18 protein-coding genes are annotated in these 15,084 nt (G+C 71.7%); 10 read left to right on the top strand and 8 right to left on the bottom strand.

The genetic code is table 11. The features are described 5' to 3' along the window. Positions 1-2 precede the first annotated feature (2 nt). A complete protein-coding gene (locus ABD205_RS14910; RefSeq protein WP_344046031.1) occupies positions 3-398 on the bottom strand; it encodes a hypothetical protein in 396 nt (131 codons plus the stop codon). 227 nt (positions 399-625) lie between these two features. On the opposite strand from ABD205_RS14910, the gene ABD205_RS14905 reads away from it, so the two are divergent. Then, positions 626-880, top strand: a complete 255-nt coding sequence (locus tag ABD205_RS14905; protein WP_344046029.1) for a WhiB family transcriptional regulator — start codon at positions 626-628, stop codon at positions 878-880. A gap of 72 nt (positions 881-952) precedes the next feature. On the opposite strand, the gene ABD205_RS14900 is transcribed toward ABD205_RS14905, so the two are convergent. Then, positions 953-2,428, bottom strand: a complete 1,476-nt coding sequence (locus ABD205_RS14900) for a histidine kinase N-terminal domain-containing protein (protein ID WP_344046027.1) — start codon at positions 2,426-2,428, stop codon at positions 953-955. 103 nt (positions 2,429-2,531) lie between these two features. On the opposite strand from ABD205_RS14900, the gene ABD205_RS14895 reads away from it, so the two are divergent. After that, the gene (locus ABD205_RS14895; RefSeq protein ID WP_344046025.1) at positions 2,532-3,371 is read left to right on the top strand and encodes a DUF2785 domain-containing protein; all 840 of its coding nucleotides are present in this window, start codon (positions 2,532-2,534) and stop codon (positions 3,369-3,371) included. Positions 3,372-3,451: 80 nt separating this feature from the next. Here the strand turns inward: ABD205_RS14895 and ABD205_RS22635 are convergent, their stop codons facing one another. From ABD205_RS22635 to ABD205_RS14870, 6 genes are all read right to left on the bottom strand, one after another. Then, positions 3,452-3,526: a 50S ribosomal protein bL37 gene (locus ABD205_RS22635; RefSeq protein ID WP_370249596.1), complete on the bottom strand. Its 75-nt coding sequence runs from the start codon at positions 3,524-3,526 to the stop codon at positions 3,452-3,454. Between the two features lie 100 nt (positions 3,527-3,626). Further along, complete coding sequence (gene rsrA / locus ABD205_RS14890; protein WP_344046023.1) at positions 3,627-3,914, bottom strand: mycothiol system anti-sigma-R factor; 288 nt, start codon at positions 3,912-3,914, stop codon at positions 3,627-3,629. After that, positions 3,911-4,555 carry a sigma-70 family RNA polymerase sigma factor gene (locus tag ABD205_RS14885; protein WP_344046022.1) on the bottom strand — a complete coding sequence of 215 codons (645 nt, stop codon included), beginning with the start codon at positions 4,553-4,555 and terminating at the stop codon, positions 3,911-3,913. The genes rsrA and ABD205_RS14885 overlap by 4 nt, the downstream gene beginning before the upstream one ends. 129 nt (positions 4,556-4,684) lie before the next feature. Then, positions 4,685-5,329, bottom strand: coding sequence for an alpha/beta hydrolase family protein (locus tag ABD205_RS14880; RefSeq protein WP_344046020.1), 645 nt, complete (start codon positions 5,327-5,329; stop codon positions 4,685-4,687). Then, positions 5,322-6,092, bottom strand: a complete 771-nt coding sequence (locus ABD205_RS14875; RefSeq protein ID WP_344046018.1) for an SOS response-associated peptidase — start codon at positions 6,090-6,092, stop codon at positions 5,322-5,324. Before ABD205_RS14875 ends, ABD205_RS14880 begins: the two co-directional genes overlap by 8 nt. Before the next feature lie 62 nt (positions 6,093-6,154). After that, the gene (locus ABD205_RS14870; RefSeq protein ID WP_344046017.1) at positions 6,155-6,874 is read right to left on the bottom strand and encodes a hypothetical protein; all 720 of its coding nucleotides are present in this window, start codon (positions 6,872-6,874) and stop codon (positions 6,155-6,157) included. Between the two features lie 186 nt (positions 6,875-7,060). On the opposite strand from ABD205_RS14870, the gene ABD205_RS14865 reads away from it, so the two are divergent. The 8 genes from ABD205_RS14865 to ABD205_RS14830 all read left to right on the top strand — a co-directional run. Next, on the top strand, positions 7,061-9,601 hold the full coding sequence (locus ABD205_RS14865; protein ID WP_344046016.1) for a sigma-70 family RNA polymerase sigma factor: 2,541 nt from the start codon (positions 7,061-7,063) through the stop codon (positions 9,599-9,601). A 56-nt stretch (positions 9,602-9,657) separates the two neighbouring features. Beyond that, on the top strand, positions 9,658-10,179 hold the full coding sequence (locus ABD205_RS14860; RefSeq protein ID WP_344046014.1) for a DoxX family protein: 522 nt from the start codon (positions 9,658-9,660) through the stop codon (positions 10,177-10,179). Positions 10,180-10,219: 40 nt separating this feature from the next. Further along, positions 10,220-11,485 carry a 3-phosphoshikimate 1-carboxyvinyltransferase gene (gene aroA, locus ABD205_RS14855; RefSeq protein ID WP_344046012.1) on the top strand — a complete coding sequence of 422 codons (1,266 nt, stop codon included), beginning with the start codon at positions 10,220-10,222 and terminating at the stop codon, positions 11,483-11,485. Positions 11,486-11,499: 14 nt separating this feature from the next. Next, on the top strand, positions 11,500-12,528 hold the full coding sequence (rsgA, locus tag ABD205_RS14850) for a ribosome small subunit-dependent GTPase A (RefSeq protein ID WP_344046010.1): 1,029 nt from the start codon (positions 11,500-11,502) through the stop codon (positions 12,526-12,528). Positions 12,529-12,550: 22 nt separating this feature from the next. Then, positions 12,551-13,408, top strand: a complete 858-nt coding sequence (locus tag ABD205_RS14845; RefSeq protein WP_344046008.1) for an inositol monophosphatase family protein — start codon at positions 12,551-12,553, stop codon at positions 13,406-13,408. Between the two features lie 51 nt (positions 13,409-13,459). Further along, positions 13,460-13,894: a CBS domain-containing protein gene (locus ABD205_RS14840; RefSeq protein ID WP_344046007.1), complete on the top strand. Its 435-nt coding sequence runs from the start codon at positions 13,460-13,462 to the stop codon at positions 13,892-13,894. A 95-nt stretch (positions 13,895-13,989) separates the two neighbouring features. Further along, the gene (locus ABD205_RS14835) at positions 13,990-14,673 is read left to right on the top strand and encodes a response regulator transcription factor (protein WP_344046005.1); all 684 of its coding nucleotides are present in this window, start codon (positions 13,990-13,992) and stop codon (positions 14,671-14,673) included. Then, a partial coding sequence (locus ABD205_RS14830; protein WP_344046003.1) for a HAMP domain-containing protein occupies positions 14,670-15,084 on the top strand: 415 nt, incomplete at its 3' end. The genes ABD205_RS14835 and ABD205_RS14830, both read left to right, overlap by 4 nt.

Raw genomic sequence — 15,084 nt, 5'->3', positions numbered from 1 at the left:
GTTCAGTCCTCGTCGTCGTGGGGCTCCAGCGCCGCGAGACTCGCCGGCGCGAAGATCGCGACGAGGATCGCGACCGCGGCGACGGCCAGCGGCACGGCGACGGCGAGGCTGTCGCGCCAGCTCCAGGCGAGGCCGAGCTGGATGAGCTGGGCGAGGACGATCGGGCTGCGCGCCCACGAGGACAACCTGAGCAGCCCGTAGCCGCAGAGCAGCAGCGCTGCGGCGTACCCCAGGAAGAAGACGGCGGTCGTCACGCCCATCGTCAACCGCCCCGTGCTCAAGCTGGTCAGCTCGAGCACGGCCAGAACGATCAGGACGAGGGCCTCGATCCCGACGAGCAGGACCGCTACGGTGAGGGTGGCAGGTCGTCGGGTGTGTCGGAGGGGACTGCTGGTCACCGGTGCAGCCTACGAGGCAGTATCGGCGCTGCAGCGGACCGGTTCCGGACGGGAGCATCGCGCGGTGATGAAACACACCACCCATGGCCCTTGTTTAACGTGCCAAATCTCGGAAAACTAGACCGGTGCGCTCGTGAAGGCGTTCACACATCACGCCCGAGCCCCTGCGGAGCCGATGGATCCGGCATCGCACCCCCAACGTTGTAGGAAAGAGGGATTCCCCAGCCATGGATTGGCGCCACGAATCGGCGTGCCTCGATGAGGACCCGGAGCTGTTCTTCCCGATCGGGAACACCGGCCCAGCCATCCTCCAGATCGAAGAGGCCAAGGCCGTCTGCCGCCGCTGTGAAGTCCGCGAGCAGTGCCTGCAATGGGCACTGGAGGCCGGGCAGGACCACGGCGTGTGGGGAGGCCTCAGCGAGGACGAGCGGCGCGCGCTCAAGCGCCGCAACGCACGTGCGCGGGTGCGCACCAATGTCTGAGCCGCGGGTGAGCACCACTGCCTGAGCGGGTGCGTGCCGGCTTCTGACGCGCTGCTGCGCCGAGGGCTCGGGTCACCCGAGCGGCACGCTGATCTCGGCTCGAGCCCCGCTCTCCCCCGGCCGACCCTCCAGCCGGAGGCTGCCGCCGAGCTCCGACTCGATCAGAGTTCCCACGATCGACAGCCCCAGGTTCGTCGACGTCGCCAGGTCGAACCCCTCGGGGAGACCGCGGCCGTCGTCGTCGACCGTCACGGTGAGCACACCGCGGCTGCGGCGCACCGTCATCAGGATCTGGCCGACGCTGGCCGACGCGCCCTCCGGGTAGCCGTGTTCGACGGCGTTCTGGAGCAGCTCGGTCAGCGCCATGGCGAGGGGGGTCGCGACCTCGGAGGACAGCCCCCCGAAGCTGCCGTCCCGGCGCACCCGGACTGCCCCGCCGACTCCGCCGACCTCACCGAGCGCGCCACCGATGCGATCGGCGACGTCGTCGAACTGCACGACCTCCTCGACCGCCTGGCTGAGGGTCTCGTGCACGATCGCGATCGACCCGACGCGGCGTACGGCCTCCTCGAGAGCTGCCTTCGCCTCCGCCGAGTCGATGCGGCGCGCCTGCAGCCGCAGCAGCGCCGCGACCGTCTGCAGGTTGTTCTTGACCCGGTGGTGGATCTCGCGGATGGTGGCGTCCTTGGTGACCAGCTCGCGGTCCCGGCGGCGCAGGTCCGTGACGTCGCGGACCAGGACGAGGGCACCGATGTGCTCGCCCTCGGGTCGCAGCGGGATCGCGCGCAGGATGAGCGAGACGAGCTCGGTGCCGATCTCGGTGTCGCGGTGCGCCCGGCCGCCGAGCACCGCGCTCAGCGTCTCCTCGTCGGGCCTGCTGCGCGGCGGCACCAGCTCGCGTGTCACCTCAGCCAGCGACAGGTCCGACAGGTCTCCGGAGAGCCCGAGCCTGCGGAACGCCGACAACGCGTTGGGGCTGGCGTACTCCACCTTCCCGTCGGCGTCGACGCGCACGGCGCCGTCACCCACGCGGGGGGTGTCGGCGTGGTCGCTGCGCTGACCCGACGACGGGAAGAAGCCGTTCGCGATCATCTGGGTCAGGTCCGCCGCCGTCTGCAGGTAGGTGAGCTCGAGCCGCGACGGAGTCCGTACGCCGAGCAGGTTGGTGTTGCGCGCGATCACCGCGATCACCCGGCCGCCGCGCCGCACCGGGATGACCTCCACGCGCACCGGAACGTTGTCCCGCCACTCCGGGTCACCCTCCCGGACGAGCCGGCCCTGGGAGTACGCGACGTCGAGGAGCGGTCGCCGGCCGATCGGGACGAAGGTGCCGAGGACGTCGTCGATGTACGCCGTCGGGCCGGTCGTCGGACGCATCTGGCCGCCCGCCCAGAAGCCCTGCCCGTCGCGGTCCGGCAGCCACAGGACGAGGTCGGCGAAGGAGAGGTCGGCGACGATCTGCCAGTCCGCCATGAGCAGCTGCAGCCAGGCGACGTCGGCCTCGTCGAGGTCGGTGTGGCTGCGCACCAGCTCGGTCAGGGTCGGCACGGCGACGAGCGTAGCCGCCGGCTCCCGCCGGCTCAGCGCCGACCGCCCGACCGGGGGCTCGTGCGATGTGGGGACGGCATGGCCGGTCTGAGAGGATGGACGCATGGCGATGTCGGGGTCGTACTGGGAGAGCGTTCAGGCCACCGGTAACGCCGTCCCCTCCGACCGTCCCCTCGACGAGCTGACCGCTGAGCTGACCCGCATGCTCGGCGACCCCGACCCGGACGTCCGCGAGGGCATCGCGGCCAACACCCTGGTCACCTGGGTCCGACGCGGCGTGTACGACGACCTGCTCGTCGGTCTCGGCGACGGCATGGCCGCGGGCCTGCGGGTCGGCCTGGCCGAGGCAGGGACCGAGACGGTGTTCCGCCGCAGCTGGTCGGCCGTCGTGCTCGCGGCGTGCGTGGAGCGTGACAACGGACGCCCGCTGGTGCCCGGCGGCAAGGTGCTCGAGTGGGGCGACCGGCTCGCGACGTGGCTGCTGGGCGAGCGCGACCTGCGCGACATCGTGCCCGGCAGTGGGCGGCCACGTGCGATCGCCCACGGCGCTGACGCGCTCGCCGTGCTCGCCGGCTCTCCTCACGTGAGCCGGCCCGAGCTGACCGTCCTGCTCGACGTGATCGCCGACCGCGTGCTGTCGCCGACCGGGACGGCCTTCGGACTCGACGAGCCCGACCGGCTCGCCGCCGCCACGATCGCGGTGCTTCGTCGCAACGTGCTGCCGCTCGGCGTGCTCGAGCCGTGGGTGGCGCGGGTGGCCGCCGCCGCGGGTCCCCCGTCAGCCGACGCGGAGCCGGACGCGGTGATCCTGACCGGGAACGCCCAGTCGTTCCTGCGCTCGCTGCACCTGCAGCTGGCCCTCGCCCACCGGCCGCCGGAGGTCCGCGCCGACCTCCTCCTGGTCGTCATCGATGCGTTGCGAGACACCAACCACGACCTCTGACCCGCACCCCTGGTCCAGGACGGGAGAAGGCCCCGCACCGGTGATCCGGTGCGGGGCCTTCCCACGTCAGCGAGCGATGCTCAGCTGTTGGGGCGCTTGCCGTGGTTCGCGCCCTTCTTGCGGCGCGCGCGGCGCTTGCGGCCGGTCTTGCCCATGGTGTCCTCCTGAATCCTGTGCCCGTCTGGGGCGTCATGCGGGTCGTGCCCGCGACACGGGCCGTGGGACAGTCTCTCAAACTGCCACGCTGCTGCGAAATCAGGCCTCGGTGGTGGTGATCTCCACCCGCACCTGCTGGAGCCGGAACATCACCTTGTCGCGCAGCTGGCTGGGCGCGACCTCCGTGCACGAACGGGCCACCACGGCCTTCATCGTGCGCTGCAGGTCGTACTTCTCCAGGCACGGGTTGCACGTGTCCAGATGCTTGCGCACCGCAGCGCAGTCAGCCTCGGCGAGCTCGTTGTCGATGAAGAACACGATCTGCTCGAGGTAGTCGACGCACTCCTCCGCGGAGGGCGACGCTGGGGGGTCCTGCCGGTCGTTCATCTCTTGTCCTCGCTCACGCCCACGGGCAGCAGGTCGTTGTCACGCACGTAGTCCGAGAGCAGGTCGCGCAGCTGGCGGCGCCCACGGTGAAGCCGAGACATCACGGTGCCGATCGGGGTCTCCATGATCTCCGCGATCTCCTTGTAGGCGAATCCCTCGACGTCCGCCAGGTAGACCGCTAGCCGGAACTCCTCCGGGAGCCGCTGCAGCGCCTCCTTGACCTGGCTGTCCGGCAGATGCTCGAGCGCCTCGGTCTCGGCCGACCTCAGACCCGTCGAGCTGTGTGCCTCCGCACGGGCGAGCTGCCAGTCCTCGACGTCCTCGGACATCGACTGCTGGGGCTCCCGCTGCTTCTTGCGGTAGCTGTTGATGAAGGTGTTCGTCAGGATCCGGTAGAGCCACGCCTTGAGGTTCGTGCCCGGCCGGAACTGATGGAAGGAGGAGTACGCCTTGGCGAACGTCTCCTGGACCAGGTCCTCGGCGTCGGCGGGATTGCGGGTCATCCGCATCGCCGCTGAGTACAGCTGGTCGAGATAGGGCAGCGCGTCGCGCTCGAAACGGGAAGCGCGCTCGGCCTCGGACTCGGTCGCGAGGTCCACGGGCGCGTCCGCCGCGAGGGCACTGGATTCTGACTCACTCATCGTGGCCCAGCCTACGCGCTGGGGTCGAGCCACACGTGTCGCCGCGGGGCGCTCGAGCAGGAGAGTCATGCTCATCGCAACGCGACGGGGTCCGCGACCATTCCCGGCACCGACCGATCACTGCGACGATCAGCGCGGACCGATCACGTCGCGCACGAGCCACTCCAGGGTCGACTCGACCAGGACGGCCAACGCATCGTCCTGGCTGAGAGCCTCACGCTTTCCGACACGCAGCGAGTGGTCGCCTCCCGGGATCACCGTCAGATCGACGCCCGGTAGGTCAGGGAACTCGTCGGGCTGACCCATGGGGTCCTTCTCGCCCTGGACCACCAGGGTCGGCACGCGTACGTTGCGCAGATCCTCGACCCGGGAGCTGTCGGGCCGACCGGGCGGGTGCAGCGGGAACGCGATGGCCAGACACCCGGCCGCGCCCAGTGAGCGAGCCGTCCGGGCCGCCGAGCGGGCCCCGGCTGAGCGGCCGCCGACGACCAGCGGCGTACGGACCCGCATCCAGTTCGCGGCGGCCGTGAGTGCGACGTCGAGCGTGTTGGGCGCGGTCGCGACCCGGCGCCCGGCGACACGCCAGGGCTGCTCGAAGCGGACCACCGAGATGCCCTGCGGCGGAAGGGCCTTGTCGAGGGCGAGGAGGTCGGGGGTGTCGATGCCGTTGCCGGCGCCGTGGCTCAGTAGGACGGTCGCCACCGGTCGGCGGGCGCGACGGGTCACGAGCAGGCCCTCGCCGTACGGCGTGTCGATGCGGGTCTTGCTACTCATCCGTCCCCCGGGGGTCTGGGACCTCCGCGGGAAGACCCTCCGCAGGGAGGGGCTCGACCAGCTCGGGGCCGTTGTTGTCGACGCTGTTGACCCGGGTCGCCACCGGGTAGGCCTCGAGCCGTCCGGGCGCGGCCGGCACCAGCAGGTCGAGTGTCGCGGGTCGGCTCGGATCGAGCCACTCGCCCCATCGATCGCGCTCGACCATCAGCGGCATCCGGTCGTGGATGCGACCCAGGTCGTCGGGTGCGTCGGTCGTGATCACGGTGCACGACCACAGGAACGGATGCGGGTCGTCGTCGGCCTTCGAGGGATCGCGCCAGATCTCGTAGAGGCCGGCCATCGCGAGGACGCCACCGTCACGCGGGCGGATGAAGAACGGCTGCTTGACCGGCTTGCCCGCCTTCGTGCGCTGCTCGGTGGCATACCACTCGTAGTAGCCGTCCGCCGGCAGCAGGCAGCGGCGCGAGGCGAAGGCCTTGCGGTACGCCGGCTTCTCGGCGACCGACTCCATCCGGGCGTTGATCATCCGGTTGCCGATCGAGCGGTCCTTGGCCCAGGACGGCACCAGTCCCCAGCGCAGCGCCCGCAGCTGGCGCTCCTGTGGCCGGTCCTCCTTGGGAGGCCGCTCGAGGACGGCGTACACCTCCTTGGTCGGCGCGACGTTCCAGTCGGCCGGCAGGAGATCGTCCACGCGCAGCTCGTCGACGCCGAACTCGTCGGCGAGCTCACCCGCGGCGCGGCTGGAGGCGTAACGACCACACACGTGGTCAGCCTAGGGGGGCGCACCGTCAGTGTTCATCCATGCGCGTCTCCACCCGGTGCGTGTCAGCCGCGGGCGAGCTCGTCCAGCAGGTTGACCGCCGAGGCGTCGGTGCCCGGCAGGCCCTCGATCCAGACCCTGTCGGCCCGGTCCTCGACCATCCGGCGCAGCAGCGAGACACGCGGCGCGAGCACGTCGTCCCTGGTGGCGACGACGACGACCCGCGAGTGGCCGACCTGGCCGATCGCCTCTGGCCCGTGGAACACGCTGCGGGCCGCATGGCCGAGCAGCGTCAACCGCCGCGAGGACGCCATCTTGTCCAGCCCCTCCGGGTTGCCGACCTGGGTGACGACCAGGGCGTGACGGCGGGCGTCGTCCCGTGAGTCGCGATAGAGGTCGGCGATCCGCTCCCGCAGGTGCGCCATCGTCGAGAGACCGGTGAGGGGATCGGAGCAGGACAGGCCGTGCAGGTAGCCCAGCGTCGCCTCGCTCCAGGCGACGGACAGGGCATGCATCTCATCGAACGACGGGTCACGCCGGCGAACGTGCTGGGTGGTCGACCGGAGCCCCTCGACGCTCTCGCCCAGCGACACCCCCGCGTCAGCCAGGTCACGGCCGGCCACCCAGCACGTCTCCAGGATCGAAGGGGCACCGAGGGCCAGGGCCTCCCCCACTGCCTCGAAGCGCGGCGGAAGCGCCGCCAGCTCCTCGACGGACAGCTCCGCCCCCGGCTTCCTCTTGTGCCTCGCCCCCCGCGGGCGCCGTTGCAGCGAGAACAGCTCCACTGGCCCCACTCCTTCGATCCGTCCGGACGGCCGATCCGTCCGGACGACGAGTCCCACCTCCTCGTCGTCCTCTGTGAGACGGTCCGCGACCCCTGTCATGACGCAGTTGACGCAAAAACTTCCCCAGCGCGCGAATCTTTACTTTGAGCCGCGTCATCATCCTGCTGCGAGTGCGTCAATTACAGCGTGAGCGAGCATCACCCGGGCGCGGTCGCCCCCGTTGACGAGCCCGGCGACGCCGAGCTCATCTCGGCTGTGCGAGCAGGCGACCCCGGCGCCTATGGAGTGCTGTTCGAGAGGCACGCCGACGCTGCCCGTCGGCTGGCGAGGCAGCTGGTCTCCGCGGCCGACGTCGACGACCTCGTCTCCGAGGCGTTCGCGAAGGTGCTCGCCGTGCTGCAGCGTGGCGGCGGCCCGGACCTCGCCTTCCGGGCATACCTGCTCACATCCGTCCGGCGGTTGCACGTGGACAGGCTCCGGAGCACCACCCGGGTGCAGACGACGGACGACCTGACGCCGTACGACCCCGGGGTGCCGTTCGAGGACACCGCCGTCGCGGAGTTCGAGAACGCGGCGGCGGCCAGGGCGTTCGCCTCGCTCCCCGAGCGCTGGCAGCAGGTGCTGTGGCACACCGAGGTCGAGGGGCAACGACCCGCCGAGGTCGCTCCGCTGCTCGGGATCACTCCGAACTCCGTGTCGGCGCTCGCCTACCGGGCCCGTGAGGGGCTTCGGCAGGCGTTCGTCACGATGCACGCCCAGGACGTCGTCGACGACGACTGCTCGCCGACCCGCGCGCAGCTCGGCAGCTATCTGCGGGGCGGGCTGTCCCGTCGCGACTGCGCGAAGGTCGAGGCGCACCTGCAGGACTGCCGGCCGTGCACCGCCATCTACCTCGAGCTCTCCGAGGTCAACGCCGACCTCGGCGCCGTGCTGGCTCCGCTCCTGCTGGGCAGCGCGGGCGCGGGCTATCTCGCCGCCGCGCACGTCGGCGCCGTCGCCGCTGCCAAGGGCGGCACCCTGCTCCTTCTCGACCGCGGGAAGGACTGGCTGCTCCACAACCCTGTCGGCCGGGCGACCGGCGGCGTCGCCGCCGCGACGATCGTCGCGGTCGCGGTCGCCGGCGGAGTGGGACTGGCCAGCGGCCCACAGCGGCCGACGTCGTCGGCCGACGGGCACTCCAGCACGCCTCCGGCACCGGCCCAGCTGTCCGGGGGCGAGTCGCCGACCGTCCCGTCGTCGCAGCAGCCAGGCGCGCGGCGTCCGTCCGCGAGCACGCCGCTCGCGTCCACGACCCCGCTCCCCGTCGCTGGCTCGATCGCTGGCTCGATCGCGGGCTCGATCGGCGGATCGATCGGCGGATCGGTCGCGGGCTCGACCGCCGGGCCGATCGCCGGGCCCATCACCGGCGTGGGAGCAGCCGCCGCCAGCGCCGAGGGTGGACCGTCGATCCCCCACCCGCTCGCGGCCGTCAACCTGGCGCCCGGCGCTCGCTCCGCGACCATCGACCTCGTCAGCGGTGCCACCGACGCCCGGGGCAACACGCTGCGCCTGAAGTCAGCCCGGATCGCCAGCAGGCCGGCACATGGGACCGTACGGATCGTCCGCACCGCCGCACGCGCAGCCGTGAGCCGGTCGTCATCGGGCGGCTCGTCATCGGGCGGCGCGTCGCTGAGCGCTCGCCGGGTCCCCCGAGCGGTGACCTACACGCCGCAGCCCTCGTGGCGCGGGACGGAGACGATCGTCTACGTGCTGGCGGACAGCCGTGGGCGCACGGTCACCGGCACGGTCGACGTCACCACGCCCAACCGGCTGCCGGTGGCCGGTGCGGACCGGAGGACGGTCCACCTCGGAGAGTCCGGTGAGCCGGTCCACATCACGGTGCTGGACAACGACAGCGACCCCAACCACGACCCGCTCAAGGTCGTCTCGGTGACCGCCGTCAGCGGTCCGCTCGGAGGCAAGGCCGTGGTCGTCCCCGACGGCAAGCAGGTGACTTACCAGCCGGGCAACACCGACGCGGCCCCGGGCGTCGCCTCCTTCCGCTACACCGTCTCCGACGGCCACGGTGGGACCGCCACGGCACCGGTCACCGTGATCTACGGCAACGGAGCACCCGTCGCCGTCGACGACGCGGCGACGACGCCGTCGACCGGTGACCGGTCGGTCGTGATCGACGTGCTCGCGAACGACCACGACCCCGACGGCGACGCCCTTACGGCGACCCTCCACGCGGATGCCGCCCACGGCACCGTGGTGCGCGAGGGCGATGGCTTCCGCTACACGCCGGAGGACACCTTCGACGGCGTCGACTCGTTCGGCTACACCGTGACGGACCCGAACGGCGCGAGCTCGACCGCGACGGTGACCGTCACCGCGGTCACGCCGCACTCCTCGTTCGTCCTCGGGGACGACCACGTCGGCCAGACCTCGGACTACCTCTACAGCCGCCCGACCGTCTCGGGCATCCCGCAGGGTCGGCACGCGACGGCGACCGTCACCATCCACGGGTTCGAGCGGTGGTCCAGCAACGAGATCGCCTTGCCCGACGCCTGCGGGAGCTGGAGCACCGACAGCACCACGCTGACCCTGGTGTGCCGCCTCGGCGCCGAGGACAACGGACGCCAGCTCGGTCACTTCGACGCCTACGCGTCGTCGATCGTCCTCAGCACGAGCGCGGACGACTTCGACGCCGCGGACGCCGAGCTCACCCTCGCCCCGCGCCAGTAGGCCGACGATCGCCGTGCACGAGTGTGGTCGCGCTCCGATCGGGGTATGGAGAACACATGACCGTCAGCAGACTTGTCGCACGTCCGCTCTTGGCGTCCCTCTTCGTCGCGGGGCCGGTCAACGCCCTGCAGCACACGGACGGGCACGCCGTGAAGGCCAAGAAGGTCACCGACCGGATCGTTCCGGTGGCGGAGCGTCTGGGCGCGAAGATCGGCCTCCCGGTGCCGACCGACCCTGCGCTGTGGGTCCGCATCAACGCCGGGGTCCAGCTCGCGGCCGCCATCGGCCTCGCGACCGGCAAGGCGCCCCGGATCTCATCGGCGGTGCTCGCGGGCTCGCTCGTGCCCACGACCCTGGCCGGCCATCGCTTCTGGGAGGAGACCGACCCGGGGGCGAAGGCGGCACAGCGCATCCAGTTCTTCAAGAACGCCTCGCTGCTCGGCGGGCTCCTCATCGCGGCCGGCGACACCGACGGCAAGCCGGGCGTCGCCTGGCGCGCGCGGCACGCGGCCAAGGACGCCAGGCGCGCAGCGCGTCGGGAGGCACGCCTGCTCAAGGCGAAGGCACACCTCAGCTGACCGAGCCGAGGCCACGGCTCCCTGCCGATAGCCTGGGCCCGTGACGGCACCACTCGAGGATCCCTGGCCCGCTCCGCGCGCACGCGGACCCATCGACTCCGTCATCACGCTTCCGGGCAGCAAGTCGCTCACCAACCGCGCGCTCGTGCTCGCTGCGCTGGCCGACGGCCCGTCCGTCGTACGACGCGCGCTGCGCTCACGAGACAGCCTGCTCATGGCCGGGGCGCTCACCGCGCTGGGTGCGGTCGTGGACACCAGCGGCGACGACTGGGCGGTGACTCCTGCGGCCTTCGACCGGGACGCGAGCATCGACGTGGGCCTGGCCGGCACCGTCATGCGGTTCGTGCCGCCCGTCGCCGCGCTCGGCACGGGTCTCGTCTCGTTCGACGGGGATCCGCACATGCGGCAGCGCCCCATCGGCGTGATCCTCGACGCGCTGCGCGCCGTCGGCGTCACGGTGGAGGGTGACGCCCTGCCGTTCCGACTGCACGCCAGAGGCTCGGTGCCCGGCGGCGTCGTCACGGTCGATGCTTCCTCGTCCTCACAGTTCGTCTCCGCGCTCCTGCTCGCCGGCGCCCGCTACGACGCCGGCATCGACGTCCGCCACGACGGCAAGCCGCTCCCGTCCCTCCCCCACGTGGAGATGACGGTCGAGATGCTGCGCGAGCACGGGGTCGGCGTCGACGACGCCGAGCCCAACCGATGGGTGGTCGCGCCAGGTCCGATCAAGGCCGTGGACCACGTCATCGAGCCGGATCTCTCCAACGCGGCGCCGTTCCTCGCACTGGCCGCCGTCAGCGGTGGCCGCGTGACGGTGCGCGACTGGCCGACCCGGACCACCCAGGCGGGGGATGCGCTGCGTGGCCTCCTCGCGCAGATGGGTTGCGACGTCTCCTTCACGACCGACGGCCTGACCGTGACCGGCACCGGAGAGCTGAGCGGGATCGACGCCGACCTGCACGACGTCGGCGAGCTCACCCCCGTCGTCGCGGCGCTCTGCGCCCTCGCGACGTCCCCCAGTCACCTGCGCGGCATCGGCCACATCCGGGGGCACGAGACCGACCGGCTCGCCGCGCTGGCCTCGGAGCTGACCGCCCTCGGCGCCGACGTCACGGAGCACGCGGACGGTCTCTCGCTGCGTCCCGCGACCCTGCACGGCGGCACGTTCCACACCTACGCCGACCACCGGATGGCGCACGCCGGCGTCGTCGTCGGCGCGGCCGTCGACGGTGTCCGGGTCGAGAACGTCACGACCACCTCGAAGACCTTCATCGACTTCGCCCCGTTCTGGGCATCGCTGTTCTGAGACGCCCCCGACCCATGACCCGCAACACCAACCGTTACTCAGACCACGACGTCGAGCACTACGACCGACCCCGCAGGCGGACGCGGCCGCGGACGAAGGAGCGGCCGACGTACGACGAGGCGGTCGACGGCCTCGTCGTGACCGTCGACCGCGGTCGCTTCACGGTGATCGTCGACGGCCGCGAGATCTGGGCGGTCAAGGCCAGGCCGCTCGGCCGCAAGGGCGTCGTCGTCGGCGACCGGGTCCGCGTCGTGGGCGACACCTCGGGCGCCGTGGGGTCACTGGCGCGGATCGTGGAGGTGCAGCCGCGGAGCACCGTGCTGCGCCGCACCGCGGACGACGACGACCCCGTCGAGCGCGTGATCGTCGCCAACGCCTCCCAGCTGGTCGTCGTCGTGGCCCTCGCCGACCCTGAGCCGCGGCACGGGCTCATCGACCGTGCGCTGGTGGCGGCGTACGACGCCGGGATGGCACCACTGCTGTGCCTCACCAAGGCGGACCTGGCCGACCCCGAGACCCTGCTGTCGACGTACCGCTCCCTCGGAGTGCCGTGGGTGGTGACCCAGCGGGGCGGCGGTGCCGAGCGCAACGACCTGGGGGTCGACGGCCTCGACGAGCTGCGCGGGCGGCTGAACGGCAAGGTGAGCGTGCTCCTGGGCCACTCCGGCGTGGGCAAGTCCACCCTGGTCAACGCGTTGGTGCCCGACGCCGGTCGCGAGGTCGGTCTGGTCAACGCCGTCACCGGCCGCGGACGGCACACCTCCACCTCGGCCCTGCTGCTGCCTCTCCCCGGCGAGAGCGGCTGGATCATCGACACGCCCGGCATCAGGTCGTTCGGGCTGGCGCACGTCGAGCCCGAGCACCTCATCGAGGCGTTCCCCGACCTCGACGAGATGACCGAGGACTGTCCGCGCGGCTGCACCCACGGCACCGACGAGCCCGAGTGCGGGCTCGACGTCGCCATCGCGAACGGGGAGGCCGACCCCGACCGAGTGGAGTCGTTCCGACGGCTGCTCGCGGCCCGGTCCGAGCCCCTCTACTGACCGATAGGGCTAGCCTCTCCCCGTGCCCAGCGACTACACCGACGACCTGCGCCTCGCGCACCTGCTGGCCGACGACGCCGACTCGATCAGCTCCGACCGGTTCAAGGCGCTCGACCTGCACGTGATGACGAAGCCGGACCTCACGCCGGTCAGCGACGCCGACCAGGCCGTCGAGGAGTCGATCCGACGCACCCTCTCGCGCACCCGGTCCCGCGACGCGATCACCGGCGAGGAGACCGGCAGCACGGGCTCGTCGAGCCGGCGCTGGATCATCGACCCGATCGACGGGACGAAGAACTACGTGCGCGGGGTGCCGGTGTGGGCGACGCTGATCGCGCTGGCCGTCGAGGACGAGGTCGTCATGTCGGTCGTCTCCGCCCCGCAGCTGGGCCGCCGCTGGTGGGCCGCCCAGGGTCAGGGCTCGTGGACCGGGAAGTCGCTGATGAAGGCGGCACGCAACACCGTCTCCGACGTACGCCGCCTCGAGGACGCGTCGTTCGCCTACTCCGACCTCGCCGGCTGGGAGGAGCGTGGCCGGCTGCAGGAGACGCTCGCGCTCATGCGGCGGGTGTGGCGCACGCGTGCCTACGGCGACTTCTGGTCCTACATGCTGCTGGCCGAGGGCGCTGTCGACATCGCCGCCGAGCCCGAGCTGGCGCTCTACGACATGGCCGCCCTGGTGCCGATCGTCACGGAGGCGGGAGGCACCTTCACCGCGCTGGACGGCTCGCCCGGTCCGTGGGGCGGAAACGCGCTTGCCAGCAACTCGCACCTGCACGACGCGGCCCTGTCCTTCCTCGGCTCACTGCCCGACGGCGACGACGACCCCGACTGGCCGACATCCGGCCCGGGCACCGTCACGCCGCTGCACGGACGCTGAGCCGCTCGCCACACGGTTGTCGCGCCGGTCGGCGCAGGGCTACCGTGAGGCATGCACATCCGCGAGGTGCTCGCCCGCAAGCCGAGCGGTGCCGTCGTGACGGTGACGCCGGGTACGACGATCCGCAACCTGCTCGGCATCCTCGCCGATCACAACATCGGCGCCTGCGTCGTCTGTGAGGACGACACGATCGAGGGCATCGTCAGCGAGCGCGACATCGTGCGCCGGCTGAATGCGGACGGTCCGGCCGTCGCCGTCGAGAACACCGTCGGCGCGATCATGACGTCGGACGTCACGGTGTGCACACCCGCCGACGCGATCGAGGACATCCTGCGCGTGATGACCGATCGCCGGATCCGGCACCTTCCCGTCGTCGATGCCGGCACCCTGGTCGGCATCGTGAGCATCGGCGACCTGGTCAAGCACCGCATCGACCAGCTCACCTTCGAGCGCGACCAGCTCGAGGGATACGTGCACCAGCACTGACCGAGGCGCCCCAGATCCGGGGTAGGCCGCGATCCGCACAGAACCTCCACACGTCGTACCCACGTCGGCGACACCCGCACTCCTAGCCTGCTTCCATGCAGCAGACGCGCCGGGTCCTCGTCGTCGAGGACGAGCCGGTCATCAACCAGACCGTCGCCGACAGGCTCGCCGCCGAGGGCTATGACGTGGTCAGGGCCTGGGACGGTCCGGGCGCCGTAGCGGCCGATGCCGAGCACGAGCCGGACCTGGTGGTCCTCGACGTCATGCTCCCCGGGTACGACGGTCACGAGGTGTGCCGGCGCATCCAGGCGCGTCGACCGGTGCCCGTGCTCATGCTCACCGCGCGCGACGACGAGGCCGACGTGCTGGTCGGCCTCGGCGTCGGTGCTGACGACTACCTGACCAAGCCGTTCCGGATGCGCGAGCTGGTCGCGCGCGTCGGGGCCCTGCTGCGACGCATCGACCGGGCGAGCGAGCTGGCCGAGCGGCGTACCGCCGACCTCGGCGGCCTGCGGATCGACGCCGCGGCGCGCCGGGTCTGGCTGGGCGAGGACGAGGTCCGGCTGACGCCGACCGAGTTCGAGCTGCTGGTCTGCCTGGCCGCCGAGCCCGGCACGGTCGTCTCCCGCGACCGCCTGATGGCGGAGGTGTGGGGCTGGCCCGGCGCCTCCGCGACGCGCGCCGTCGACAGCCAGGTCAAGGGGCTGCGTGCGAAGGTCGGCGCCGACCGCATCCGGACCGTGCACGGGGTCGGCTACGCCCTCGAGGTGGTGCTGTGAGCCCGCTCGCCTGGGTCTCGTCGGTGAAGGTCAAGCTCGGGCTGCTCGTCGCCGCGAGCGTGACCGTGGCGGTGGCCGTCACCTCGCTCGGCAGCGCTGGCGGTGTGCCGATGGCGCTGAGCATCCCGGTGACCATCCTGCTGGCGCTGGCGGTCACCCAGCTGCTCGCGGTCGGCATGACCTCGCCGTTGCGCGAGATGACGGCGGCCACGGCCCGGATGGCACGGGGCGACTACGACGTCCGCGTCACCGCGACGTCGAGCGACGAGGTCGGCGAGCTCGCCCGCGCCTTCAACACGATGGCGCGCGACCTGGCGTCGGTCGATCAGCAGCGCCGCGACCTCGTCGCGAACGTGAGCCACGAGCTGCGCACGCCCCTGGCCGCGCTGTCCGCCGTCCTGGAGAACCTGA

It is taken from the genome of Nocardioides panacihumi, assembly GCF_039530925.1.
In the GTDB taxonomy this organism is placed as follows: domain Bacteria; phylum Actinomycetota; class Actinomycetes; order Propionibacteriales; family Nocardioidaceae; genus Nocardioides; species Nocardioides panacihumi.
This window is presented reverse-complemented; position numbering and strand designations above follow the sequence as displayed.

Bases quoted from the DNA above. Each gene is read 5' to 3' on its own strand.
- ABD205_RS14905 (WP_344046029.1), top strand. From the start codon at position 626: ATGGATTGGCGCCACGAATCGGCGTGCCTCGATGAGGACCCGGAGCTG.
- ABD205_RS14895 (WP_344046025.1), top strand. From the start codon at position 2,532: ATGGCGATGTCGGGGTCGTACTGGGAGAGCGTTCAGGCCACCGGTAAC.
- rsrA (WP_344046023.1), bottom strand. From the start codon at position 3,914: ATGAACGACCGGCAGGACCCCCCAGCGTCGCCCTCCGCGGAGGAGTGC.
- ABD205_RS14885 (WP_344046022.1), bottom strand. From the start codon at position 4,555: ATGAGTGAGTCAGAATCCAGTGCCCTCGCGGCGGACGCGCCCGTGGAC.
- ABD205_RS14880 (WP_344046020.1), bottom strand. From the start codon at position 5,329: ATGAGTAGCAAGACCCGCATCGACACGCCGTACGGCGAGGGCCTGCTC.
- ABD205_RS14860 (WP_344046014.1), top strand. From the start codon at position 9,658: ATGACCGTCAGCAGACTTGTCGCACGTCCGCTCTTGGCGTCCCTCTTC.
- rsgA (WP_344046010.1), top strand. From the start codon at position 11,500: ATGACCCGCAACACCAACCGTTACTCAGACCACGACGTCGAGCACTAC.
- ABD205_RS14840 (WP_344046007.1), top strand. From the start codon at position 13,460: ATGCACATCCGCGAGGTGCTCGCCCGCAAGCCGAGCGGTGCCGTCGTG.
- ABD205_RS14835 (WP_344046005.1), top strand. From the start codon at position 13,990: ATGCAGCAGACGCGCCGGGTCCTCGTCGTCGAGGACGAGCCGGTCATC.